Here is a 25899-nt window from a genome sequence, read left to right on the forward strand (position 1 = left end):
GGACAGCAAAGGACCACCAGCCATGCGCTACATTCATCTCGAATCCATCGATGACGAACGACTGAAGTCGTTCACCCACCTGACCGAACCGCAGCTGAGGAACCGTCTCGAACCCTCCATGGGCATGTTCATCGCCGAATCCCCGAAGGTGATCGACCGTGCGCTGGCTGCCGGGGTGGAACCGGTGTCGTTCCTCGTGGAGGAGGCCTGGCTGGAAGGCATGGCCGACGAATTCACCTTCGTGGACGATCACTGGGGATCGGATGTCCCCGTCTACATCGCCACCGCCGAAGAGTTGAAGAAGATCACCGGATACCGTCTGCATCGCGGTGCGCTGGCCACGATGCGCCGGTGGCGTCTGCCCGACGTCGAAGAGGTGTGCAGGGACGCAAGACGCGTCGCCGTGATGGAGGACATCGTGGATCCCACCAACATCGGCGCATTGATGCGTTCGGCCGCAGCGCTCGATGTGGACGCGGTGCTGGTGACGCCCTCCTGCGGCGACCCCCTGTACCGTCGCGCCGCCCGCGTCTCCATGGGGACGGTGTTTCAGGTGCCGTGGACCCGCATCGGCGGCGACGATCGTCATTACTGGCCGTGGAAGGGCATTCCGCAGCTCAGGCGCCTCGGCTTCGTCACCGCGGCGCTGGCGCTCAGCGACGATTCCATCGGACTCGACGAGCTCGTCGCCCGTTTGAACAACACTCCCGACACGCCGGAGCACATCGACAGGCTGGCCATGATCTTCGGCACGGAGGGAGACGGGCTTTCGCGGCACACCATTGCCCATGCCGATCTGACCGTGAAGATTCCCATGAGCAATGGCGTCGACAGCCTGAACGTGGCGGCTTCCAGCGCGGTGACGTTCTGGGCCACGCGACGTCGAGACGGCTGACTTCCCGGCGCCTGCGTTTCTTCGGAAAGATGATCGATGAATGTCATGTTGGCGACATGACGGCAAACGATCGATAACAAATCGAACAACACGCTCTCGCTTCTGCATAAAACGAGGATTATGTGACAATATTGAAGCATCGTTCTCTCATCGACGAGCAGAAGGCAAGGGATAACCATGAAACGAAATCCGAAGATTCTCTCCATCGTGTTGGCGGGCGGCGAGGGTACACGCCTGATGCCGTTGACGCGTGACCGCGCCAAGCCTGCGGTGCCGTTCGGCGGCGTCTACCGTCTGATCGATTTTCCGCTGAGCAATCTGGTGAACTCCGATTATCAGCACATCATCGTGCTCACGCAGTACAAGTCGCATTCGCTTGACCGTCACATCTCACAGGTCTGGCGATTCTCCTCGCTGCTCGGCAACTACGTCTCCCCCGTCCCCGCGCAGCAGCGTCTCGGCAAGCACTGGTATCTCGGTTCCGCCGACGCGATCTATCAGACGATCAACATCATCGAGGACGTCAAGCCGGACATCGTCGTCATCGTCGGTGCCGATCACGTCTACCGCATGGACTTCCGTCAGATGGTGGAGGCCCATATCGAATCCGGCGCCGAGTTCACCGTGGCGGGCATCCGACAGCCCATCAGCCAGTCGAACCAGTTCGGCGTGATCAACACGAACCCGGAGCACCCGAACCAGATCACGCACTTCGAGGAGAAGCCGGCGACCACCAAGGGCCTGCCCGACGATCCGTCGATGATGCTCGCTTCCATGGGCAACTACGTGGCGAACACCGACGCCCTGTTCGACGCACTGCGCAAGGATGAGAAGGCCAAGGACACCAAGCACGACATGGGCGGCGACATCGCCCCGTACTTCGCCTCCCGCGGCGAGGCCGGCGTCTACGACTTCACCACCAACGAGGTTCCGGGGTCCACGGAGAAGGATCACGCCTACTGGCGCGACGTGGGTACGCTCAAGCAGTTCTATGACGCCCACATGGATCTGATCGCCTACGTGCCGGAGTTCAACCTGTACAACACCGAATGGCCGATCTACACCTACTCCGGCTCCCTGCCGCCGGCGAAGTTCGTGCATGCCGGTCGTGACCGTCTCGGCCACGCCACCGATTCGATCGTCTCCCCCGGCGTGATCGTCTCCGGCGGTGAGGTCCACCATTCGGTGATCTCCCCGAACGTGCGCATCCACTCGTGGTCTCAGATCGTGGATTCGGTGCTGTTCAACAATGTGACGATCAACCGTCGTGCGCGCGTCTACAAGGCCATCCTCGACAAGAACGTGGTGCTCACCGAGAACGCCACCGTCGGCATCGACACCGAGAAGGATCTGGCCCGTGGATTCACGGTCACGCCGGAAGGCATCACCGTGGTGCCGAAGGGAACGATCGTCACGGACTAGCGCTTCGGAGTGACGTCTCGAAGAACAACGTCGATAAGCGAATGGGTGCCTTCCCTGCCGGGGAGGCACCCATTCGTCGTTTATGCAATGCCTATGCGGTTTGCGCATAAGCACGGCTGACATACGGCTTTCAGTGAAACCGATCTCCGTTTCACGCGCCGTACGTCGGCAGATTATTGAAGTTGAATCCGAGTGCGGCGAGCTGATCCCTGCCTTCGGGCGTGATCTTGTCGACGCTCCACGGCGGAGTCCACGTCCAGTCGATGCGGAACTCCTCGACCAGACCTGCGAGGATGCTCGCGGTCTCGTCTTCGATCAGATCGGTCAGCGGGCAGGCCGGGGTGGTCAGCGTCATGGTGATGATGGCTCTGCCGAGTTCATCGATCTCGATGCCGTAGACCAGACCGAGATCCACCACGTCGATGCCAAGCTCGGGATCGATGACCTGATGCATGGCCTCACGCACATCGCGGGCCGTGGCTCGACCGATATCGTCAACGGCCTTCAGCGGAATGGCGTCCTCCGCTGCGGATTCATCCTGGCAACCGCAGGCCCCGGCATGATCGCCGCAGCCGCACTGATGATCCGCATGGGTGTCACCGTCAGATTCTGCAGAGCCTCCGGTCACCGAACCGGCAAGATTCGGGTTGGCCATCACCTGTCGTGCGGCCTTCTCATCCCCTCCCAGAGCACGTTCCACCGACTGGTAGACCGAGTCCTGAGGTTCGGGAACGAGATTGCTGTTCTCGCTCATCGTCACGCCTCCTTTGCGTTTGCTGAATTCATATGGGCCAATGCCTGAGCCATGGAGTCCTTGAGCCCCTCCCAGCCGAGCAACGCGCATTTGATGCGCATCGGATACCGGGAGACCCCTTGGAACACCACGGCGTCGCCGAGCTTCTCCTCAACGGCGTCATCGTGCAACCCGGCGCCGCGAGATTCCATCAGACGGTGGAAGTCATGGAACAGATCCATCGCCTCGTCCACGGTTTTCCCCTGAACCAGATCCACCATGATCGACAGGCTGGCTTGGGAGATTGAGCAGCCCTGTCCGTCCCAGATCAGATCCTCGATGCGCTGCGGCTTGCCGTCGCTGCCGTCGCTGATCTCCACCCGCACGGTGACCTCGTCGCCGCAGGTGGGATTGAACTGATGGGATTGGGCTGGTACGCAGTATTCGTGGCTGGCCTGCAGCGTGCTCTCACCTGAGCTGAGGCTGTTGACTCCGATGGATTCGGCGGCGCCGCCCTTGGCGAAGCCCACCTTGCCGTGAGGAGCCTTCGAGGCCTCAAGAATGACCTCCTGATACATCTGTTCGAGTTCTTCGGAACTCATACCGTAATCACTCATAATGACCTAGTGTACATCCGGACGAACCGATGCCGCCCATGGCGAAGAGGCTTGGGCGGCATCGCGGGCATCAGGCGCGACAGGCCTACTCGGCCTTGAAGAAGGCACGTACCCTGCTCGCGGCCTCGATCAACGCCTTGGCGTCGTCCACGGAATTGTAGATGCCGCTGGATGCGCGGTTCGAGGCGAACAGTCCGAAGTGACGATGCACCGGCTGCGCGCAATGGTGACCGACGCGAATGGCGATGCCCTGGGCGTCGATGAACTGTCCGACGTCATGGGGATGCACGCCCTTCACGTCGAAGGCCACGGTACCGATACGGTTCTCGTTCTCGTTCGGCCCGAGAATGCGGATACCGTCGATGTCACCGAGCTTGAGCAGCTCGGCGGCGATGGTGCGCTCATGCGCCTCAAGATTCTCCATGCCGATGTTCATCAGCCATTCCGCGGCCACGCCTGCGGCGACGACCTGTGCGACCGGCTGGGTTCCGGCCTCGAATCTGGCCGGGGGTTCCATGTACTGGGCTGGCTTGTCCATCCATGCGAGCTCGACCATGGACCCGCCGAAGCTTGCCGGCGGCAATGCTTCGAGCAGCTCCCTCCTGCCGTACAGGAATCCCACGCCGGTGGGACCGTACATCTTGTGGGCGCTCCACGCGGCGAAATCCACGTCGAGCGCATGGAAATCGACCTTGAGATGGGGAACCGACTGGCAGGCGTCGAGCACGAACACGCCGCCCACCTCGTGGGTGCGTCGGATGATGGGGGCGATGTCGGTGATCGCGCCGGTGGTGTTGCCTACATGGGTGACGGCCACGACCTTGGTGCGTTCCGTGATCACCTCGTCGAGGTTGTCGGTGCGTACGCGACCATCCTCGGTCAGGCCGATCCACTTGAAGGTGGCGCCGGTACGGGCGGCCAGCTCCTGGAACGGCAGCAGCACGGAATGATGTTCCGCTTCGGAGACCACGATCTCGTCGCCGGGGCCGAGTGCGAACCGCTTCGCGGCTTCGCCGCCGCGTCCGAGTGAGGCGTTGCCGAACGCGGTGGCGAGCAGGTTCAGGCCGGCGGTCGCACCGGCGGTGACGACGACCTCCTCCCGTCCTTCCTCGTAGTTCGCGCCGACCAGTCGGGCCACCTTTGCGCGGGCCTCCTCGAACGCCGTCGTGCTTCGTGCGGCGAGTTCATGTGCTCCGCGGTGCACGCCGGCGTTGATCGTACGGTAGAATTCGGATTCCGCGTCGATCACGCACTGCGGCTTCTGCGAGGTCGCCGCAGAGTCCAGATACACGAGTGGGTGTCCATGAATCCGCTGGTTCAGGATCGGGAATTCCTCCCGAATAGCCTCAAAATCCACCATTATTCCCCCTGCATATTTCCCTTGGATAAGTCTTGTGATTATTCGAATGGCACGCCGGATGATCAATCCGACGCACCACGGCAGCAGACACCTTATGCCAGCGCGGATTCGGAGTCGGCGCCTTCGGGCAGATACTGGTCGTAGCCGTTCTCCTCAAGCTCATCGGCCAGCTCAGGACCACCGGTCTTCACGAAATGACCATCGGCGAACACATGCACGATGTCAGGCTTGATGTACTTGAGGATGCGCGTGTAGTGCGTGACCATGAGAATGCCGAAATCGTTGGCCGCCTTGGCGCGGTTGACGCCTTCGGAGACGATGCGCAGCGCGTCGACGTCAAGACCGGAATCGGTTTCGTCGAGGATAGCGAACTTCGGCTTGAGCAGTTCGAGCTGCAGCACCTCGGCACGCTTCTTCTCGCCGCCGGAGAAGCCTTCGTTCACGGAACGGGAGGCGAACTTCGGATCCATGCGCAGACGCTTCATCGCCTCGCCCAGCTCCTTGGCCCACACGCGGATGGCGGGGGCTTCGCCGTCGACCTCGGTCTTGGCGGTGCGCAGGAAGTTGGTCATGGACACGCCGGGGACCTCCACCGGGTACTGCATGGCGAGGAACAGACCCGCCTTGGCACGCTCGTCCGGCGTCATCTTGAGGATGTCCTGACCGTCGAGCAGCACCTCGCCGCCGTCGACCTCGTACTTGGGGTGGCCGGCCAGCGTGTAGGCCAGCGTGGACTTGCCGGATCCGTTGGGGCCCATAATCGCGTGGGTCTCGCCGGAGTTGACGGTGAGGTTGACTCCCTTGAGGATCTGCTTGCGTCCGTCCTTGGTTTCCACCGAGGCGTACAGGTCCTTGATTTCCAATGTTGACATTGCTGTTCTCCTAAAATCTGTCGTTCTTGTCGTTGCCGAATCGTCGCTACTTTTCCTCAAGGACCTCGGCCATCGCCGCGCTTTCTCCGCGGGCGAGACGACGGTCGATGACATCCATGAGGTGTTCGGAAATGGACGGGATGCCGATCTCCTCGATCAGTTCGGCGAAGAATCCGCGAACCACGAGCTTGCGGGCCTCGGTCTCCGGAATGCCGCGGGACTGCAGGTAGAACAGCTCCTCGTCGTCGAACCGACCGACGGAGCTGGCATGGCCGGCGCCGATGATGTTGCCGTTTTCGATTTCGAGGTTCGGCTCGGAATCGGCGATGGCACCCGGGGTGAGCACGAGGTTGCGGTTGAGCTCGTAGGAGTCGGTGCCGGGGGCGGTCGGCTGGATCAGCGCGTTGCCCACCCATGTGGAGTGCGCGCCCTTGCCGTCGAGTGCACCCTTGTAGACCACGCGGGACTTGCATGCGGGGTGGTTGTGCACCACCATCGTGCGGTTTTCGATATGCTGGCCGGGGTCGACAAAGTAGATGCCGAGCATGTTGAGCTCGCCCTGATCGCCGCCGAAGTCCTGATCCATACGCAGGCGCACCACGTCTCCTCCAAGCGTGACGACGGAGTGGCGCAGCGAGGCGCCGGCACCCACGTGGATGCGATGGTTGCCCACATGCTTGGACTGCGGATCCCATTCCTGAATGAACGTGGCGGAGACATGCGAATCTCTGCCGGTGGTGATCTCCACGCCTTCAGCGAGACGGGACTTGCCCTCATGCTCGACGATCACGTCGCCGTGGGCCTTGTCCGCGGCCTTGATCACCAGATGCAGGGCATCGAGGTCCAGACCGGCGCCCTTGACCTTGATCAGCACCGGGATGTTCAGTTCGCCGGAAAGCTCAACGACGGTGGCCGTGGATCCGGACCGCCATTCCACGGCGGCCGCACGGTCGGTCGGCTTGGAGACCGTACCGGAGGGGGCCTCCCCAAGCTTGGTCTGATACAGCTTCACATGGTCCTCGGGCAGTGCGGAACCGTCGATGGCGCTGACTTCGACGGTGGTTTCGCCGCTCGGCCTGAACGGTTCGAAGAATTCCTCGATCCGGTCGATCGGCGTGTACCGCCAATCGTCCTGCTTGCGCGTGGGCATGGGGAAGTCGTCGGGATCGAAGGACCTCGGCGCCTTGTCGGCGCTGGACGGCATGAGAGCGGGCACGGCATACGGGTCGTTGAGATCGGCGACGGGGATGTTGAGTTCGGCCGCCACCTGTGCGGCGGTCTGTCCGTCCGTGGTTTCTGCGTTCATGGTTTCGGTGTTCACGGTTTCGGTGCTGGTGATTTCGCTATTCGTGGCCTCGGTCATATCAGCCCACCGATCCTTCCATCTGCAGTTCAACGAGTCGGTTCAGTTCGAGCGCGTATTCCATCGGCAACTCGCGGCTGATCGGCTCCACGAATCCTCGTACGATCATGCCCATGGCCTCCTCCTCGGAAAGACCTCGGCTCATCAGGTAGAAGAGCTGATCTTCGGAGACCTTCGACACGGTGGCCTCGTGGGCCATGGAGACGTCGTCCTCACGCACGTCCACATGCGGGTACGTGTCGGATCGACTGTAGTCGTCGACGAGTAGCGCATCGCAGACGGTGGAGTTGGATGAGCCTTCCGCGCCCTTGACGATCTTCACCAGACCGCGGTAGGCGGATCGGCCGCCGCCGCGGGAGATGGACTTCGCCACGATGGTGGATGAAGTATGCGGGGCGAGGTGGATCATCTTCGCTCCGGTGTCCTGATACTGTCCCTTGCCGGCGAAGCCCAGCGACATGGTGCTGGCCTTGGCGTACGGCTCGGCGAGGATGCAGGCGGGGTACTTCATGGTGGCCTTGGAACCGATGTTGCCGTCGACCCATTCCATGGTGCCGCCCTCACGCACGTAGGCGCGCTGGGTGACGAGGTTGTACACGTTGTTCGACCAGTTCTGCACGGTGGTGTAGCGCACGCGGGCGTGCTTCTCCACGATGATCTCCACGATGGCGGCGTGCAGGGAGTCCTCGGACCAGATCGGTGCGGTGCAGCCTTCGACGTAGTGCACGTAGGAGCCTTCGTCGGCGATGATCAGCGTACGCTCGAACTGGCCCATGGCCGGGGTGTTGATGCGGAAGTAGGCCTGCAGCGGGATCTCCACATGCACGCCCTTCGGCACGTAGACGAACGAGCCGCCGGACCATGCGGCGGTGTTGAGCGCGCCGAACTTGTTGTCTTCCGGGGAGACGACGGTGCCGAAGTACTTGCGCACCAGATCGGGATATTCGCGCACGGCGGTGTCGGTGTCGACGAAGATCACGCCCTGCTTCTTCAGGTCCTCCTGAATGGAGTTGTAGATGACCTCGGATTCGTACTGGGCGGCCACACCGGAGACCAGTCGGTTCTTTTCGGCCTCGGGGATGCCGAGGCGGTCGTAGGTGTTGCGGATGTCGTCGGGCAGTTCGTCCCAGGTCTTGGCCTGCTTGTCGATGGGCTTCACATAGTACTTGAAGTCGTCGGCGTTGAATCCCGAAAGATCCACGCCCCATTCGGGCATCGGCTTTTCCAGGAACGCCTTGAATCCCCGAAGTCGCATGTCGAGCATCCATTCGGGTTCGTTCTTGTCGGCGGAGATGGCGCGAACCACGTTCTCGTCGATGCCTCGCTTCGCCGCCTCACCCGCGGCGTCGGAATCATGCCAGCCGTAGCTGTATTCGCCGAACTGCGAGATGATCTCGTCGTCCTTTTTGATCTTCTCCTCGTTGACGCGCTGCCGATCGGCCACATACTGGCTCATCTCCACGTCAGCCGCGGCGTTTGGTGCTTTCTCGTCGGTCACCTGACGCTGCCTCCAATCATTCACGTAAGTTCATACGACAACCTAGCAGAACCTCAGGGCGAACGTTAGCGCGACACCGTATATTGGCTTACCGCAAAATGTGAGCTTCCCGATGTTTTCCCCGGCTGACTTGAGGCAATCATCCGACAGGCATTGCGCCATCTTCCGGCCACCGTTCGGCCTTCTTCCGGCCGTGAAGTCATGCGGATCGCCGCCGAAACCATGATGGGGCCGGATCCCCCGAAAGGAATCCGGCCCCATGTCAATGCTTCGACCGTGTCAGCGCATGTCAGCGCATGCGGTTCACGTCTGCGTCAGCGGGCGGCCTGATGATCCAGAGCGGCCTTGACCAGTCCGGCGAACAGCGGGTGCGGCTTGGTCGGGCGGCTCTTGAATTCGGGGTGCGCCTGCGTGGCGATGTAGAACGGGTGCACGTCCTGCGGCAGTTCCACGAATTCGGTGAGCTCACCGTCCGGGCTCTGGCCGGAGATGCGCAGGCCTCCTTCGCGCAGACGATCCTTGTAGGCCACGTTCACCTCGTAGCGGTGACGGTGGCGTTCGGTCACATGCGTGGTGCCGTACAGCTGCGCGGCGAGCGAACCCTCCTCGAGTTCGGCCGGGTAGGAGCCCAGTCGCATGGTGTGGCCCATGTCGCCCTTGCCGGCGACGATGTCCTTCTGCTCCTCCATGGTGGCGATGACCGGATTGGCGCAGTCCGGCTCGAACTCGGTGGAGTTCGCGTCCTCGATGTCGAGGACGTGACGGGCGTATTCGATCACCATCGACTGCAGGCCGAGGCACAGGCCCAGCGCGGGCAGCTTGTGCTCGCGGGCGTACTTGAGGGCGCCGATCTTGCCGTCGATGCCGCGGATGCCGAAGCCTCCGGGGATCACGATGCCGTCCACGTCGGCCAGCGACTTGGCGGCGCCTTCCTCGGTCTCGCACTCGTCGGCGGCCACCCATTCGACGTTCACCTTGGCCCAGTTGGCGAAGCCGCCGGCCTTGATGGCCTCGGTGACGGACAGGTAGGCGTCGGGAAGGTCGATGTACTTGCCGACGATGGCCACGTTGACCTCGTGCTTCGGATGGTGCACGCGGTTGAGCAGGTCGGACCATTCTGCCCAGTTGACGTCGTGGAACGGCAGGCCGAGTTCACGCACCACGTAGGCGTCGAGGCCTTCGTCGAACAGGGTCTTCGGCACGTCGTAGATGCTCGGGGCGTCCACGCAGTTGACCACGCCTTCCTCGTCCACGTCGCACATCAGGGAGATCTTGTCCTTGATGGCCTTGTTGAGCGGACGGTCGGAGCGCAGCACCAGCGCGTCCGGAGAGATGCCGAGCTGACGCAGCATCATCACGGAATGCTGGGTGGGCTTGGTCTTGAGCTCGTGCGCGGCGGCGATGTACGGCACGAGGGAGACGTGCACGAACATGCAGTTGTCGGAGCCGAGGTCGCGACGCACCTCGCGGGCGGCCTCCAGGAACGGCTGGGATTCGATGTCGCCGACGGTGCCGCCGATCTCGGTGATGATCACGTCCACGTCGTCGGACGCCTGGGCGCGCATACGGGACTTGATCTCGTTGGTGATGTGCGGGATGACCTGCACGCACTGGCCGAGGTATTCGCCGGCGCGCTCCTTGCGCAGCACCTCCTGATACACCTGACCGGTGGTGACGTTGGCTTTCTGGGAGAGGAAGACGTCAAGGAAGCGCTCGTAGTGGCCGATGTCGAGATCGGTTTCCGCGCCGTCCTCGGTCACGTAGACCTCGCCGTGCTGGAACGGGTTCATGGTACCCGGATCGACGTTGATGTAGGGGTCGAGCTTCTGCTGCAGAACGTGGATGCCGCGGCTGCGCAGCAGACGGCCCAATGAGGAGGCCGTGAGGCCCTTGCCGAGCGAGGACACAACTCCGCCGGTGACGAAAATGTGCTTGGTGATGTGCTCTTGCGTGATTCCATGCTTTCTTCTGACCATGGAATTTCACTTTATCATCCGCGTGTGACCGCATCGACGGCGCGTGTTCCGCCAGTCCGGTCAGCTTCCGTCCCTCGATCAGCGTCTTTGATACGTGACGGAAAATTCCTTCACACGGCGAAGCTTCTGCTGTCTGATCAGCGGATTGAACCAGTCATTGTCGCTGTATCGCTGGTAGACATCCAGACCACGGCCCGGAATGACCAGCCAACCGGTGTCGGTGACGATGGAGCGGTCGTGTCCGGAATCGTTGAATTCGTATGTCAGCGTGATGCCCAGCGTGCCGAACGTCGCCTGCACCTGGTTGAGATTGTCGATCTGCCGGTCGGCGTATTCCTCGTCGCAACGGGTGATCAGATGCACATGCACCTCGTCGGAACGATCGGTGTAGGTGAACACGGTTTCGAGAAACTCGGCAAGATTGCGTATCTGATACGGCAGGCGGATATACGGGTCCTTGATCGTGATCCTCTTCGCCCCGGCAACGTAGGGACCGAACAGCTTGTTGTATGTGACGCCCCTCTGACTTTCACCGAACTCGACATGCCCCTCCTTCGCCGCCGCGGCCGCACGTTCGATCGGCGACAGAGCCGGCGCCGGCGCGGATACGGATGTAGGCGCCGATACCGAAACAGGAGTGGGTGCGGACGTGGGCTGGGACGGCAATGGGGTTGGGACTGCGGCAGGCTCACCAGTCTCAGCCTCACCAGTCTCGACTTCACCAGGTTCCGCCTCACCTGCCTCGTCGGGCCTGTCACGCCAGTACAGCTCCGGATAGTCATCCTCCTCCAGTGCATGCACGGCGATCGGTTCGACCGAACCGGCGCGAGTGTAGCTGAAATCCACCTCCACCATGGTGGAGTCGATGCGGCACAGCTGGTCCTTGACGCGTTTACGGCCTTCGATGGCGCAGCGCAGCAGCGGCTCCATCTGGTCGGGCGTGGCATGCCCGTCCGGATACACCAGCTTCATCAGACCGGAGAACGTCTCGCGCACGCCATCCCGGTCTCGCGTGGACAGCGAGGACGACAGCGTGAAGTATCGTTCGAACGCCGAACCGTAATCCACGTTGCGCAGATTATGCAGGATCTCGGCCAGATAATCCACCACGAACCCGTATCCGCGCGTGAACATCTCCGTGCGGATCTGCTCGAACTCCCAGCCCGGCAGGTAATAGTGGATGCGGTCGAGGAACGCCGGATCATGGTATTGGGCCGGCAGCTCCTCGAACAGGTCGGAGTTCTTGAGCATGTACGGCACGTTATGCGACGTGTTGCCCACGAACACCATGGACGCTTCGGCATGCATCACATCGGCACCGCGCGAGAAGCTCTTGTTGGCCATGTAGTTCTTCATGATGTCCACAAGGGCTTTGTCGGCCTTCTTGGCCTTACCGGCGAACTCGTCGAACGCGACCGTATCCCAGTAGCCGACGAGTCCGATCTGCCTGTTCGTGTTGTTCACGAACAGTTTCGCCGCGGTCACCTCGCCGCCGGAGATGAGCATGCCGTGCGGCGAGAATTCGGAATAGATGTGCGATTTGCCGGTGCCCTTGGGGCCAAGCTCGATCAGATTGTAGTTGCGTTCCACGAACGGGATCATGCGTACCAGATGAAGCAGTTTGGCGCGCTCGCTGAACAGGTCCGGGTTGAATCCGATCGACTGCATCAGCAGGTCGATCCACTCCCCCGACGTGAACTTCGAGCGCATGGACACATAGTTTTCCCGGTCATCGTGCGACATCTGCACCGGCATCAGTCGGTGCAGCCTCCACGGCACTTCCTTGCTGTCGCCCGAATAGGCGTAGACCAGCATGCACATGCACCAGATGCCGGTGACCAGCAGTTTGGGATTGTTTTTCACGGTCAGCGGATCGACGACTACACGGCTGATGCCGAGGTTCTCGAACGTGGCCTCATACTGGTCGAGCTTCTCGTTCAGAGCGACCTGAACCTTGTCGATGACCTGATACCGACCCTTCTCGCGGATCTTCGACTGAATGAGCTTCGCTTCCTCACGGTGCACGTAATTGTCCGCGAGAATGTCACAGACCCGCTGCACGCCGGCGCTGATGCTTTCCTGATCGGTGGTGGTCGCGTATTTGCTGAGCAGGTATTCCAGCACGTACGAGGGCACGAGCGCATTGCCCTTGACTTCGCTGACCAGATCCTTGCGAACCGTGTATTCGGCGAAGTCGTCGGTGATCTTGCGATCCAGATTGCTCATTGCAGGCATGGCGACACCGGAGGAATCCGGCCGTTCGTCCATCACGTTCTCGTCGTCTGACATAACTCCACCTTACGCCTCATGTCGTGCTAGAAGTCAAACCCGTCGTCGGCGAACAGTCCCCTCTTCAGCAGGTATTCGGCTTTGGCGTCCAATTGCCGCATCTGGTTGGAACCGTCGATCCGCTCGCTCAAGCGCAGTTCGATCACAGTGTTGTTGAACCGGTCCGCGTCGCCGGCCAGCAGGAACGTGGCCGGTACATGCCGGTCGGCGGCGTCCGTGCTGGTGGAGCCGAACGCGATGGGCACCTCGTTGGAGATGAGCGTGCTCTCGCCGTCCGCCGTCTTGCCCCACAGTCCGGCGAGTATGGTCCGTTCGCAGACCTTGCCTCCAACCGGCTCGGTCTGCAGGAAATCGACGGTGATCTGACCGGTGGTGATGCGGTCGGTCGTCTGCTGGATTCGGAAGTTCACCTTGCGGACGTCCTCAGAGGCCGAACGTCCCCTGTTGATGCGGACGATCGGCACGACGATTTCCGGCAGGGACGCCCCGCCGTGCACGTACCGTACGCCGGGGCCTTTGATGCGAAGCCGATGGATGGCGTTCGGCACCTGAATGGTCACGCCTTCATCCGCCGGATCCCGCAGACCGACCTGCGCCGCGGTGAACGTGGTGAACGCCGGCTTACCGACCAGATTGGCACCGATGACGAACCGTCGTTTCTCCTGCCATATCGCGTCACCGGAAGGCCGCTCGCTGAGCCATTCCGCATCCGACACGTCGTGGTCCTGATAGAGGAATCCGTGATCGGCGGTGACGATCATGTTGGTGACGTTGGCGTTGGCCAACCGTTTCACCACGGCATCGAGTTTGTTGAGCGTACGCGTGCACGCGTCGAAGACGTCCTCCTCGCTGCGCTCGTTGTCTCCGGTCACGTCGATGTCGTCGTGGTAGACGTACAGCACGCTGCACGATTTCATCAGTTCGCGGTATTCGTCACGTTTCATGTCCAGCAGATCGTCCGCCTTCACGGCCTTGCCGTTGACTTCGGCGAGGATTGCGGAACGTGCCGCCATGCCGCCGGCGTTGTTTCCGTCGACGAGCGCATGGTAGTGGTCCGTCGTGCTCAGCGACAGACTGGTATGCGGCAGCAATGCGGCCATGCCCAGTTGAGTGTAGGACGGCAATGTGCTCAGCTGCGACGCCATGGTGGCGGTCCATCGGCTCTGCTCGTTGAGTTTCCGGCAGAGTTCCTCGGCGACCTCGTATCGCAGCGCATCGGAGATGATGACCGCGATCTTTTTGCGCGCGTTCGTCATCGGCTCTACGTTGCGCTTGTAGAACTCGGTTTGCGCGTGGACGTCCGGGATCTCCCAGTCGTCCATGTCGTCGACCTGTCGCTGCCAGATCATGCCGAGATCGGACTGGTAGCGGGAATACTCCCGTTCCAGATTCTCCGCGATCGTGCGGCCCATCAGACGCGAACCGGCCTTCCATGCCGCGACGAACCGCCGATAGCATCCATCCACCTGATACAGCGACGCCGTATAGGCTTCGAATCCGCTTTTCGCGGAAGTGATGGATTCCATGACCGGTCGGCATTGCCGCAGTATGGCATGCAGTTCGCTGGCGGACGCGATGATTGCGTAATCCTTGTCGAACTTCGGGAACCAGAGGCCGTATCTGCGGGAGGCGATGATGCGCTGCACTTCGTCGTCGGTTACGGTCGCATCGTCCAATGCCTCGTACAGCAGTTCCACGATTCGCTCTTCGACCTCGCTGAATACGTCATGCCGTTCCAGTTCGGTCAGGCTCATGTCGGCGATGACGGAGTCGAGCGACAGATCCGGGAACACCTCGTCCGCCAGAGCCTTGATCACGTCGGTGGTTTTCGGATCGTTGCGCCAGGTGTCGAAGTCTCGGCGGATGTTCGCGTAATGATCGACGCTGTTGATGGAGTCGCTGAATCCGTTCCATGCGAGCCGGAACAGCCAGATCACGAAATCCTTGACCGTGGGTCGGCTCAGCTGCCCGTCGGAATCGAACCGGTAGATGCCGCGGGTGTTGGCCCAATGGTAGTCGGCCAGGCCCATGCCGGTGATGTCGTCGATGCCTTGGGTGGAGTCCTTGGAGTATTGGATCAGCAGTTCCCGCCAGATGGCCTGAAGGCTGTGTTCGCCGTCGGGCAGGCCCAGCAGTGATGCAATCATCTTCGCCTGGAAGGTTCTTGCATCGTCGTCGGCGCGCAACCGCCGCTGCAATGCCGCGACCAGATCGTCGTCGTCGAAGAACGGCTTGGTGCGCTGCATGACGGCGAGCCATGCGTCGCGTGTTTCGGCGGAGGCTTCGCGGGGGAACAGTTCGTTGAGGATCATCGACAGCTTGTCGGCGGTGAACAGCGGCCCGTAGGCGATTTCGAGGTCCAGCAGCCAGTTGTCCGCGTCGGCCGGCAGTTTGCCTTTCAGATACACCAGGAACTTGGTTTTCGGTTCGGCGAGCAGGATGCGGTATTTCAGCGCGAACGGGTTTCGTTCCAATCGGACCGGTTCCACGTCGCGCAGCTCGTCGTTCTCCGCTTCCGGCCCGACGATGGTGTCGATCTCGTCGGAGAATTCGCCGGTTTCGTCGTGCCAGAACACCACGCGGCCTTCACCATGCGGCGTGCCGTCGAATTTCGCGTACCGCGCCGCCAGCAGACGTGCGATCTGCGTATTACCGCTCATTCCTCATCCTCTCCGCCAAGAATGTACCGAGTCGACCGCGCCGCACCCACACGCTGCAAAACCCCAAGACCAACGAGCTTGGATAGAATTTTCTGAGCCTGACGCTTTCGCACATGCAGCAGTTCCTGAACTATGGTAGCCGTAATCTCGCCATGATCTCGCACATAGGCAAGAATCACTCGCTGACTATCGCGCACCGCGTCTCCAGTATCGCGCACCACATTGTCGGTATCGCGCACCGCGTCTCCAGTATCGCGCACCACATTGTCGGTATCGCGCACCGCGTCTCCAGTATCGCGCACTGTCGATATCTGCTCCCGGTAGATGTTGATACGCAGATCGGTGTCACCGCCGAGGAATTCCGGTCCACGCAGCCCGGCTTCACGAACTTCTTCGATGATGCGGGGAATGCCGCTACCCCAGTGTTCGATCAACCCCATATAGGCGAACGCCGAAGCCAATGCCTCATTGCGGATCTTCGAGTAGCCTTCCTTCATTCGTTCCATAGTCTGTCCCATGGGCAGACGACCCGGTGAAGTGATTTCCAAACGATTATCGTAAATGGCGATTTGGATACTGGCCCGGTCGATGTAACTGCGATGCACCACCGCATTGACAATGAGCTCACGGATGGCATCAGGCGGAATCTCATACACATCCTGACGATACACACCAGCAAACCGCGCACCCATATGAATATTACGAAGCACATACTGGTACGCCTGCTCGATCAGCTCCCACGGAGCTCCTTCGAACTCACGACGGTCCACAAACACCGCCTTGGTGTCTCCTTTGAACACGCCGCACTGGATGATGGAACGGACGGGACCATTGCTGCCAGTCAGAATGGCATAGGCGTTCGTCGGTTTGAGCTCACCGTCGCGTTCGGCCAGTACACCCCACGACAGCAGTTGTTTGGGAGTCAGCTGCTTGACCGCTTCACCGCCCTGCTTCGCATTGGCTCTGGAAACCGCCGTCATCGTTTTGCATAGTTCGGCGATATCACTGTCACTCGCCGCCAATTCCAGACATATGGTCTGGTCGAAGCTCCGGTTGCTGCCTTCGAACAACAGTTCTTTGATAGTTGCATCATCGGCCTGTCGCGTGGTGCCGGCGACCCGGACAAACGTGCCCTGTTCCCTCCCCATCGACTTGATGAAGTAGGGGCGTTGCGCACCCGGCAGTATTTCGGCGACGATCACCGTCTTGCCATCAATATCCCGCATGGAGATATCCGGAATGATCAATGGTTCGCAACTATCCGCGATGGCGTTGGAGATGGCGTCCATGATGGTGAACACCTGATCGTCCGGAACGCCGACCACGCGCAGCGTCTGATCTTCGATGCCGAATACGATGCGGCCACCGCTGCCATTGGCGAACGCTACCGCCGTCTTCGTGTACTTGATACTTCGATCCGGCAACGCGACCTTATACTCGACGTTTTTGGATTCGCCGGCGAAACGCATGGTATTCGACATGTCACTCTCCCAGCGGGTGGGTGGGCCAGGTCCAGGATTGGACGGTTTTGCGTTTCTTTTCGAGGGCGGGGATGGTGCGGAGGGCTTTGCCCAGACGCAGGTAGTTCACCAGCACGCCGTCGTCGAGGTCAAGGGGCAGGTTGCGGGTGGCGAGCGGGTAGAGGATGTCCCGCTCGTAGTCGGCGCATTCCCGGATGGCGGCCTGCAGTTTCTCGCCCTTGCGCACCTCGCTGGCCTTGGAGGATTCCAGCAGTCGTTCGGACTGGGCGTGCAGTTTGACGGCGAAGTCACGCAGATACACCAGCACGTTGTTTGTGGTGGCGGGCGTGTAGCGGTGCAGGTAGACGAGCGCCTTGAACGAGCCCTTCTTGTCGGTGCGACTGGAGTACATCCAGTAAATCGGACGGTTCCTGTACATGCGCACATGATCGTCGTAGAAATCGTTGACGAAGTATTTGCGCAAGGGTTTGCCGAGCACCTGTTCGATGTAGGCGATGTTTTCCGCAAGATGCCGTTCGCCGAGGGCCACGCCGAGGAAGGTGCGGAAGCGGGCGGCGAGATCATCCTCGAACCATTCCTCGTCGGTGACGGGGATGACGTTGTCCGCGTCCGGCTCGAACGTAGGGTTCGGGATCTGATCGTGATAGTCGTCGAGGGTTTCGCCCTGCGAGGCGAGGATCAGACCGGGCTTGTCGAGCGAATACCGCCCGAACATGCAGCCGACCGCGTAGGAGATGATCTCCTTGACCAGATCGCGGGCCATGAGCTCGTCGCGTTCGGCGGGCGTGGCCTTCGGATACGCGAACGCCGGATTACGCTTCAGCGAAACACGCTCGATCGGCACATCGCACGGCACCTCGTCACGCACGCCATACGCGTCCGCCACCAGCTCGTTGTTCCTGATCTCGCGCTCGCGTTGCTCCTCGGTGATCTGCTTGCAGTGGGCGATGAATGCGGGGATTCGCACACTCAGGCTCCCCTTGTCAGGGGAACCGGCGCCCGATCTCTCTTCTTCGCTCCTCTTGTCAGGGGAGCTGTCGGCGCAGCCGACTGAGGGGTATCCCAGCACGTCCAAACCCGTGAAATCCCACGAGGTTTCGTAGGAGTCCCAGTCGGCTTTGGACGTGGAGATGAGATTCTTGACATTGCCTGTATCAATTCGGTCGAGGGAGTCGGCAAACGGCAGAGTAGCAATCTGCCCCACTTCAAAATGAAGTGTCGGCGCAATACTTTGCAACAGTTGGTCTGTTACAGATGAATTGGAAAAGGCCAGCAATTCGGCATTCTGGGATTCATTTCGTCCGAAGAGACAATCACCAACATGGCTGAAGATAAAGCCGGAAGGATAGTACCGAAAAGAAGGTACTCCTGAGGTGACATTAGACCATGACACAGAATCATGGAAATAAAACGATGGATTCCTCACCACTGAACGTGGTCTAAAGTCATCGATCTCTTTGCCATCATTCTCCCAGTTAATGAGGTAATCCTGATTGCCATACCATTTGCGGAAGTCACCGCCCTTGTTGTACGGAAACCACCGCTTGCCATTGGCGGCGGCTTCTTCATGGGATGTGCAATCGAACGAACTACGGGACTGATTAACCTCCCACCATTCACGGATGAAACGGTTATTGTCCGCCGTCGCCAGTCCCTGACGCGGTTTGGCGACTTCCTCCAGTGGTTTGCCCATCGTGAACGTGTTGCGCATTGCTTCGGACAGCCAGTACACGATCGGCGAGCCGGGAATTTGGGCGAAATCATGCTGGTTGACGGTGAACGACACTGAGGATTCACTCCCCTCAGTCGGCTTTGCCGACAGCTCCCCTCGAAGAGGGGAGCCAACTGCTTCCGCGCATGCTGCCGCCTGATTGTCATCGCCTTGCACGTCAACCAGTCGCAGATACGTCCCCTTGCCGTCGGAAGCACCGTTACGGATGGTGAATGCCGTGGTGGAGACGACTTCGCCGCCGATGCTGTCGAATGCGCCGGATCCGAGATGCGCCATCGTTTCGATGGAGTGCTTCGCGAGCAGATTCTTGCGTAGTTCCTCGAACGAGGAGAGGAACATCCAGCTTTGCATGGTGATCATGCCGAGCAACGCGTTCGGCTGGATGAGTTGCAGGTTGCGCAGGATGAATGCGGCGAACAGGTCGGACTTGCCGTCCTTGTAGTGGTCGTTCACGTACTGCTTGAGTTCGGCACCCATGTTGCTGGAGCCCATGTACGGTGGGTTGGCGACGACCGCGGCGTATTGGCGGGCGAGGTAGGCGGTTTGGGTGAGGACGGTGTGGGCCTTGCGGGCGAGCTCCTCGTGGTTGATGAAATCATCGGTGAAGAGAGCCGATTCCACCTCATCCGTCGGCTTCGCCGACACCTTCCCCTCGGAGGGGAAGGCAAGAGCTGACAGTTCGGAGTCGGGCTGGATGAGGGAGCCGTAGACGTCGGCGTGCTGGTACGTGTTCCATGTGTCGGCGTCGAGGGTCACGTCGTACAGTTCGTTGAGTTCGGAGACCTCCTCGTCGGTGAACTCTTCACGTGTGATGCGCTGGATGTTGGGCTGCACCTGACGGCCCTTGCGGAAGAAGCGGCGGTACTTGCCTCGGGCCTTCATGGTCAGGGCGAAGGCGGCGAGGTTGGCTGCGCGTTCGTCGATCTCCATGCCGAAGAGGTTATGCTTCAGAATCAGCCCGGGGATCTCGTTGGCGGAGTAGCCGGCCTCGTCGTAGATGTCGTAGAGCAGGTCGAACGCGTAGGTGAGCATGTGGCCGGAGCCGCAGGCCGGGTCGCAGACGGTGAGGTCTTCGGGGGTGGCGATGGCGAGGCCTGCATCCACCTCATCCGTCGGCTGCGCCGCCACCTTCCCCTCGTAGGGGAAGACAGGGTTTGATGCCTCATCCGTCGGCTGCGCCGCCACCTTCCCCTCGTAGGGGAAGGCAAGGTTCGATGCCTCATCCGTCGGCTGCGCCGAGGCTTCTCTCCCTCCGTCAGCTTCGCTGACACCTCCATCGTCAGAGGGAGGCAGGATGAAGTACTCCCAGTTCTTGTAGAGCTGGGATTCGGGATGGTTCTGCGTCCATAGGCGTCCGACGGTGTTCTGCACCAGATACTGCACGATCCAGTCGGGGGTGAACAGCTGTGTGGCCGCGGGAATCTCGTCGGCTCCGGCCTTCCTCGACTTCTTGAAGCCGGCCATCACCTCGTCCTTGCGGTCGGCGATGTAGAACTGGTAGAGCCATCCGATGATCTCCACGGCGCCTTCGCCCCGCTCCCCCACGCAGTCCTCCACGCTCATGGCTTCGACGGCCTTGCGCAGCACGGAATCCCTGGCGAGCAGATCAGAGGGCATCAGTATCTCATCGGCGTCGCCGGCGTCATCGAACATGAACGGGAGGAAGCGATGCCAATAATCACAGTAGGCGCGCAACAGCAGAGCGTACGCGTCTCCCTGCGGATCGCTGCTGGGCTTGCTGCCGTTCAGCAGCGCCTGAATGGTGGGCAGCACCTTGGCCCTGACACCGATGTTCGAGTCGAAGACGTCCTCATCGAACTCGCCGCGGCGCGCCGCCGACAGCACCGCGGGCAGCGCATTGGGATTATCCGGTTCGTCGCCGGACACCACATGCACACTCGTGAACTCGTTCGCATCCATGTACCGCAACGCGATGATCCGGTTGAACCAACGGTAGGCGTGACGTTCCACGGTCTTCGCCCGGCCATGCTCGCCGCCACCGTTGCGTTTGATCTCGGCGAGCAGACTCTCGTACGCACGCGGATTGTCGGATTGCGCGGCGGAATTCCGCTCCAACGCCGCATCCAGCTTCGCTCGCACCGCCTTCATCAGTTCCACGCGCGCCCCGGCCGCAAACGCCTGCAACCTACTCGTGTTCATGCTTCGCTCCCCTCGTCTCGTCAAGCCCTCATCATCGCGAACCGATACCCGGCCCAGCCCACAGGCCGCGCATACAAAGCACCATCATACCGGTGGCCACCCAATATCGCCCATAGTCACATACGGCCAACGGCAATATCACATACCAGATGCTCATCAATCCCATCGATATGCGATGAGCAATACGTCACCGGCTTACAGTTCGATAACCACACCGGTGTTGTATTCGACCGCGCGACGGGCGAAATCATCCAACTTGCGGTAAATCTCAGCCAGCCGAGGCGTAATCGGTTGCTCAAGACGGGCCTCAAGCCACCCCGCCAGCAGACGACACTGACGCGCGTCGAAGAAGTCCACATCACCATAGCCAAGTGTGGTATCGCACACGCGGTTAATCGCATCCGTGAAATCCTCGTCTAGTGGGTCACGGTCCGATTCGTGCATCTTATATATTTCGATATGTCCATCGGGCTGCATCGGCCGTTCCGGGACATTCCCGTAATAGGAGGTGACGTGCTCGAAATCATGAAATAAGGTCGCTTCCATGAGTAATCACATGTCCTTTCGCTTGAGAATTTTGAAGTTGGGCTTCTTTTGCTCCCCGCATCAATCATTCATTCGTACGTGCATATCCAGCGCGAGCGCTTGACAATGCCTTCCCATACCAGTTAAGTCCGCCAGCCGTCGCAACTTCAAAAAGACGAGCTGACTGGGAATAATGATCGTGCGCAAGTGCCCTGTCGTCAACGTTCTCGACAGTTTCCCCGGTATGCTCATACCACTGTGCCAAACGCAATTCGATGCTGGCCAATACTGCCGCATCCTGCGGAAAATCAGGATTACAGCAATCATATGCAATATCCGCCGCTTTACGGTATAGTGCGATAGCTTTGTCCGGATTACCAGCACATCCTCGTCCGGATCGATACAGATCGCCAAGTTTGTAGCAGCTTTCCGGATTATTCATCTCAGCACCGAGAGCAAACCAGTGGAAGGCCTGCGCGTCATCCACCGAACCAATACGGCCGTACAAATTATTTTTGCCGCAAAACCGCTCTACAGCAAGATGCGTTTTCCTTCGCGGATGGTGGCAATAAGCCTGCGCCGGTATTCGTCCAGGAACTCGTCCACGTCGTTTTCGGTGGTCAGCATGGGCTTGGGACGGGGCGGCGTCACACGAACGTTGCGGTTGACCGGCTTCGATTCCGGTTCTGGCGAAACGGCCGCGTGCTTCGGCTCCGCGCCGACACCATCGGCAGGCTCGAAGGAATCGCCGGGGTTGGAGGAATCGTCGGAATCGGTGCGAACGGCATTCCCGCCCGGCTGCGCTTCCGGCTGAGGCCCCGTCTGACGCCGTGCGGCATCCGACGCGGCATCCAACTGATTGACCAGAGTCAGATACAGGTCGCCCTTGACGGCGTCCGCGGTCTGACGGATATCGGCAACGTATTTCGCGCCGTTGATCTTGGCGGCCGCATTATCCAACGTGAGCAGCGCGTTCCGCTGCGCATCCTCGTCGGCGTTGCGATAGGAGTCGATGCCGATGATGCTCTCGCGCACGGTCTGCACAATCGCCAGCGCACTCTCCCGTTCCGCGCCTATCCACGTTTCGAGATGCGCTTTCAGCTGGGCCAACTCCTTATTGAACCGGTTGACCCTATTGCCTTGGAACAGCATCGGATCATCGACGATGACGCGAACCCGGTCCCGCTCCCGCTGCAGTTCGGCGGAGGCCAATGTGAAATTCGAATCGTTGGTGCCGATCCAATCCAGACCGGAGACCAGGCTCTCCCGCTGGACGCCGCGGAGCAGCTTGCGGATGGGATCGACGACATCCTCCTTGTCGTCAAGCAGCTGCTCCGTGCTGTTGGCTTCGTTCCTGTTCGGGAAGGATTCCAGCAGCCATGCCTCAGACATGGCGGCCACGGCCCTGAGTCGGCGCAATGGTTCGTCAAGCTGCGAAGCGAAGGCGAACCGGCCGCCCTCCCTTCTGAGGTCCTCGATCTTGCCGATCTCCGCGACCAATCCGTTCTTCACGGCCGCCGCCATATCCTCGACGTCAACGGGAAGATTCGCCGCGGTGAGATTGAGGTATTCGTTGGCGAAGTCCCGCAGCTCCTTGACGTTCGCGGGATTGTATGCCTTGGGGATCTCCACGCGCATGGCCTCGGTTTTCCTCTGATTGGTCAGATTCCTGACCACATCGGTACGGGGGATCCGCTTGCCGTCGATCAGCAGATGAATCCGCTCGCCGCCGTAGAGATGGCACAGGCAGGCCAACGTGTTGCCCAGGGACCAGCCGTAGGGCACGTCCTCGTAATGTCGGATGACGTCGCCCACCGTTGGGGCGAGCTTGTTCCTCAGCTCTCCCGCAATGTAGTCGAACACCTCCTGAGAGGGTAGATCTAGATTATCCTTTAGGAAATCGGAATCGTCGCTGCCATCCATCGGAATCGTGTTCGTAGCGTTGGCCAGCACATCGGGCAGATCCCGCTCGGCATAGGCCAGACCGGATACCATGTCGAAATTGGTGTAGAGACGACCGATAAGCGTCTGCAATGCCTCCGTCACGATGGCGACGGCATCATCCTTCGCCTTGACCCCCAAAACCGCTCCATTATAGGCGAGCGTGGCGGCCTTCAACGCCTCGGCCATGGCAATCTTGAGCCCGGCCCGCATGAATTCCAGGTTGCTGCGCTTATCGTCGATGATCCGCTTGCGCGGACCCTGTTCGCCGGAATGCAGGCGAACGTACTTCTCGGTGCGCTCGTACATGGCCAGATCCCGCATCAGCGTCGGGTCATCGTCGCTCAGAATCACACGCAGCTCGCTGCGCTCACCTGACGATTGCAGAATCTTGTCGCCGAGATTCATATCGTTCATCGGCGTGACGATGTGCAGGGCGATCGGATACGTCCTGCCCTGGCCGATGTTGTCGATCATCAGACCGAAGCGGAACGGCGTCTTGTGCCTGCCCTGCCCGTAATCCACATGCGTCATACGGAGGACATCCTCGTTGATGATCTGCTTCATCAGACCGCGGATGCTGTTATCGTCGACGTCGAGGTTCTTGATCTCGCTTTCGACGGCCTGCTCGTCATTGGTCAGATACTCGTACTCGTCGCCGGTGCGGTGCACGTAGTTCTTCTGCTCCAGATCATCCAGCGTTCGCCGGATCCGCTCCTCCAGTCCGGGAAGATCGACGTCGAAGCGGTCGAGCACGAGAATGCGCAGATTGCGCACGTTGGCCTTGAAACCCCTGACGTGCTTGACCAGCAGCAGCGCCTTGAGCAACGCAATGGTCAACGCCCCGCTTTCGGTGCGGGTGTCGAACTCTCGCGAGGCCTCGTTGATGCGATGGTTCGCGGCGCTTTGGATGGTGCCGGCAATGCCGTCATACAACGCACTGAACGGCACGAGAGAGCCGACGGGCCTGTTCTTGCATTCGACGAGCGCACTGCTGATGGTCGACAGCAGCGAACGCTCGCCAACCGAGCGATGCTGCCCCTCGAAAAAGTCGGCGGCACTCATGCCGCGCATCGCATCCTGGAACAGAGCGAACTGGTAGTTGATGAACGGATAGGTGGCGGTGAAATCCTCCTCCGTGCCGAACTTAAGGTTTCTGAACTGGCGTACGCCGCCTTCGCCCTGGAAGGAGAACAGGGTGTTCAGTTCGTCACGATGCCGCCGCCACAGTTCCTCGGAGGCCGTTTCGCCCTGCTCGTTCTTGGTCAGCAGTCGCTTCTGGATCACTTCGATGGCGTCGGCGCTGGAAAGCTTCAGATCGATGGCGAAGCGCCCCTTGATCTTGGTGAAATCCAGTCCCTGGCTGACGGTGCGGTCGCCGATGACGGCGTCGATGTCCTCCTGCGAGGTGACGATCACCCATACCCTGCCGTTGGTGCGGGAGAACAGCTCCTCGGTCACGGTCTGCAGGTTGAGCATCAGATCGGACTCTGAGCCGATGAACTGGCCGACCTCGTCCACGAGGAATATGATCCGATGATTGTCTGGCTGGTGCTGAAGCCAGTCGTTCACGTCGTCGGCGAAATCGGCAATGGTCGGATTGTACTGTTTCTGATAGTCCTTGAGGATGCCCGTAACTTCGTCGCCGGTCGCAGCCGAGAATGCCCTGTCGATCTTGGGTCCGGAGAACGCCGCCTGAGTGCGGCCCCTGGACCAGGGTTTGCCGGCGATCTGCTCGAACTGTCGTGTGAATTCGTCGAGGCAGCCGTTGCTTTCCAGATCACGCTCCAGTTTGGCAACGTACTTGTTCGCGCCATAGTATCCGCGGGCTTCGTCGAACACGCGGATGAACGCGTCCATGAGTACGGTCTTGCTGCCTTTCTGCCCCTTGCTGTCGATGTTGAACAGCAGGGATGTTGCGGGAATGCGCAGATTCGCGTCCAGCAGCCCCTCAAGCACATGGTTGTCCGCATCCCTTGCCTTGGCCTTCATGATTTCGACGACCTGAGCGCGACCGATCGGCTCGGCCGCGTCTCCTGCGCGAAGTCCTTCCGGCGCATCGCCGAGAATATGGGAGAGGATCTTCAGCAGGTGGGATTTACCCGACCCGAAGAAGCCGGAGATCCACACGCCGTTCGTATAGTCGGCGGACGGGTCGTTGTACGTGTCGAGGAATCGTTCGAGATTGGTCTGGATCTCGTTGGTCAGCACATACTCGCGAACCTCATCCTCGAGGTTGCTGTCGTCGCTGGCCTTGACGACGCCATCGATCTTGTCTTCGATGTTCTTGACGAAGATGTCCTTGAGCTGCAGTTCGATGCCCATCTCTCGATTTCCTCCCGATTCGTTCTCTGCCGTATTCGTTGTCATGAGAT

At 60.5% G+C, this 25899-nt stretch carries 16 protein-coding genes; 2 read left to right on the forward strand and 14 right to left on the reverse strand.

Annotated elements, in window-relative coordinates:
- Positions 1-22 precede the first annotated feature (22 nt).
- Together Uis1B_RS09820 and glgC are read left to right on the forward strand one after the other, a co-directional pair.
- Positions 23-895 carry a TrmH family RNA methyltransferase gene (locus Uis1B_RS09820; RefSeq protein WP_101617877.1) on the forward strand — a complete coding sequence of 291 codons (873 nt, stop codon included), beginning with the start codon at positions 23-25 and terminating at the stop codon, positions 893-895.
- A gap of 177 nt (positions 896-1072) precedes the next feature.
- Complete coding sequence (glgC, locus tag Uis1B_RS09825) at positions 1073-2317, forward strand: glucose-1-phosphate adenylyltransferase (protein ID WP_101617879.1); 1245 nt, start codon at positions 1073-1075, stop codon at positions 2315-2317.
- Between the two features lie 151 nt (positions 2318-2468).
- Here glgC and Uis1B_RS09830 read toward each other — a convergent pair whose 3' ends face one another.
- The 14 genes from Uis1B_RS09830 to brxC all read right to left on the reverse strand — a co-directional run bounded on the left by Uis1B_RS09830 (position 2469) and on the right by brxC (position 25894).
- Positions 2469-3071, reverse strand: coding sequence for a metal-sulfur cluster assembly factor (locus Uis1B_RS09830; RefSeq protein WP_101617881.1), 603 nt, complete (start codon positions 3069-3071; stop codon positions 2469-2471).
- 2 nt (positions 3072-3073) lie between these two features.
- Entirely contained in the window at positions 3074-3667 is a 594-nt protein-coding gene (gene sufU, locus Uis1B_RS09835) for a Fe-S cluster assembly sulfur transfer protein SufU (RefSeq protein ID WP_101617883.1), read from the reverse strand.
- Between the two features lie 85 nt (positions 3668-3752).
- On the reverse strand, positions 3753-5027 hold the full coding sequence (locus Uis1B_RS09840) for a cysteine desulfurase (RefSeq protein WP_101617886.1): 1275 nt from the start codon (positions 5025-5027) through the stop codon (positions 3753-3755).
- A gap of 92 nt (positions 5028-5119) precedes the next feature.
- Positions 5120-5899, reverse strand: coding sequence for a Fe-S cluster assembly ATPase SufC (sufC, locus tag Uis1B_RS09845; RefSeq protein WP_101617888.1), 780 nt, complete (start codon positions 5897-5899; stop codon positions 5120-5122).
- 46 nt (positions 5900-5945) lie between these two features.
- Positions 5946-7205, reverse strand: coding sequence for a Fe-S cluster assembly protein SufD (gene sufD / locus Uis1B_RS09850; RefSeq protein WP_101617949.1), 1260 nt, complete (start codon positions 7203-7205; stop codon positions 5946-5948).
- A gap of 58 nt (positions 7206-7263) precedes the next feature.
- Positions 7264-8718 (reverse strand): Fe-S cluster assembly protein SufB, encoded by a 1455-nt coding sequence (gene sufB, locus Uis1B_RS09855; protein WP_207763419.1) that lies wholly within the window; start codon positions 8716-8718, stop codon positions 7264-7266.
- A gap of 356 nt (positions 8719-9074) precedes the next feature.
- Positions 9075-10736 carry a CTP synthase gene (locus tag Uis1B_RS09860; RefSeq protein ID WP_100513660.1) on the reverse strand — a complete coding sequence of 554 codons (1662 nt, stop codon included), beginning with the start codon at positions 10734-10736 and terminating at the stop codon, positions 9075-9077.
- Between the two features lie 78 nt (positions 10737-10814).
- A complete protein-coding gene (brxL, locus tag Uis1B_RS09865; protein ID WP_207763417.1) occupies positions 10815-13025 on the reverse strand; it encodes a BREX system Lon protease-like protein BrxL in 2211 nt (736 codons plus the stop codon).
- A gap of 26 nt (positions 13026-13051) precedes the next feature.
- Positions 13052-15685, reverse strand: coding sequence for a BREX-1 system phosphatase PglZ type A (gene pglZ / locus Uis1B_RS09870; RefSeq protein ID WP_101617892.1), 2634 nt, complete (start codon positions 15683-15685; stop codon positions 13052-13054).
- Entirely contained in the window at positions 15682-17166 is a 1485-nt protein-coding gene (locus Uis1B_RS09875; protein WP_101617894.1) for an ATP-binding protein, read from the reverse strand. Before Uis1B_RS09875 ends, pglZ begins: the two co-directional genes overlap by 4 nt.
- Before the next feature lies 1 nt (position 17167).
- Positions 17168-21058 carry a BREX-1 system adenine-specific DNA-methyltransferase PglX gene (gene pglX, locus Uis1B_RS09880; RefSeq protein WP_101617895.1) on the reverse strand — a complete coding sequence of 1297 codons (3891 nt, stop codon included), beginning with the start codon at positions 21056-21058 and terminating at the stop codon, positions 17168-17170.
- A 195-nt stretch (positions 21059-21253) separates the two neighbouring features.
- Positions 21254-21604 (reverse strand): hypothetical protein, encoded by a 351-nt coding sequence (locus Uis1B_RS09885; RefSeq protein WP_101617898.1) that lies wholly within the window; start codon positions 21602-21604, stop codon positions 21254-21256.
- A 64-nt stretch (positions 21605-21668) separates the two neighbouring features.
- Positions 21669-22070 (reverse strand): SEL1-like repeat protein, encoded by a 402-nt coding sequence (locus Uis1B_RS09890; RefSeq protein ID WP_133124914.1) that lies wholly within the window; start codon positions 22068-22070, stop codon positions 21669-21671.
- 44 nt (positions 22071-22114) lie between these two features.
- Complete coding sequence (gene brxC, locus Uis1B_RS09895; protein WP_165782845.1) at positions 22115-25894, reverse strand: BREX system P-loop protein BrxC; 3780 nt, start codon at positions 25892-25894, stop codon at positions 22115-22117.
- Positions 25895-25899 lie beyond the last annotated feature (5 nt).

The sequence above is a fragment of the Bifidobacterium margollesii genome (assembly GCF_002860355.1).
In the GTDB taxonomy this organism is placed as follows: Bacteria; Actinomycetota; Actinomycetes; order Actinomycetales; family Bifidobacteriaceae; genus Galliscardovia; species Galliscardovia margollesii.

Coding starts and splice junctions, on each gene's coding strand:
- Uis1B_RS09820 (WP_101617877.1), top strand. CDS start 23: ATGCGCTACATTCATCTCGAATCCATCGATGACGAACGACTGAAGTCG.
- glgC (WP_101617879.1), top strand. CDS start 1,073: ATGAAACGAAATCCGAAGATTCTCTCCATCGTGTTGGCGGGCGGCGAG.
- Uis1B_RS09830 (WP_101617881.1), bottom strand. CDS start 3,071: ATGAGCGAGAACAGCAATCTCGTTCCCGAACCTCAGGACTCGGTCTAC.
- sufU (WP_101617883.1), bottom strand. CDS start 3,667: ATGAGTGATTACGGTATGAGTTCCGAAGAACTCGAACAGATGTATCAG.
- Uis1B_RS09840 (WP_101617886.1), bottom strand. CDS start 5,027: ATGGTGGATTTTGAGGCTATTCGGGAGGAATTCCCGATCCTGAACCAG.
- sufC (WP_101617888.1), bottom strand. CDS start 5,899: ATGTCAACATTGGAAATCAAGGACCTGTACGCCTCGGTGGAAACCAAG.
- sufD (WP_101617949.1), bottom strand. CDS start 7,205: ATGAACGCAGAAACCACGGACGGACAGACCGCCGCACAGGTGGCGGCC.
- sufB (WP_207763419.1), bottom strand. CDS start 8,718: ATGAGCCAGTATGTGGCCGATCGGCAGCGCGTCAACGAGGAGAAGATC.
- Uis1B_RS09860 (WP_100513660.1), bottom strand. CDS start 10,736: ATGGTCAGAAGAAAGCATGGAATCACGCAAGAGCACATCACCAAGCAC.
- brxL (WP_207763417.1), bottom strand. CDS start 13,025: ATGTCAGACGACGAGAACGTGATGGACGAACGGCCGGATTCCTCCGGT.
- pglZ (WP_101617892.1), bottom strand. CDS start 15,685: ATGAGCGGTAATACGCAGATCGCACGTCTGCTGGCGGCGCGGTACGCG.
- Uis1B_RS09875 (WP_101617894.1), bottom strand. CDS start 17,166: ATGTCGAATACCATGCGTTTCGCCGGCGAATCCAAAAACGTCGAGTAT.
- pglX (WP_101617895.1), bottom strand. CDS start 21,058: ATGAACACGAGTAGGTTGCAGGCGTTTGCGGCCGGGGCGCGCGTGGAA.
- Uis1B_RS09885 (WP_101617898.1), bottom strand. CDS start 21,604: ATGGAAGCGACCTTATTTCATGATTTCGAGCACGTCACCTCCTATTAC.
- brxC (WP_165782845.1), bottom strand. CDS start 25,894: ATGACAACGAATACGGCAGAGAACGAATCGGGAGGAAATCGAGAGATG.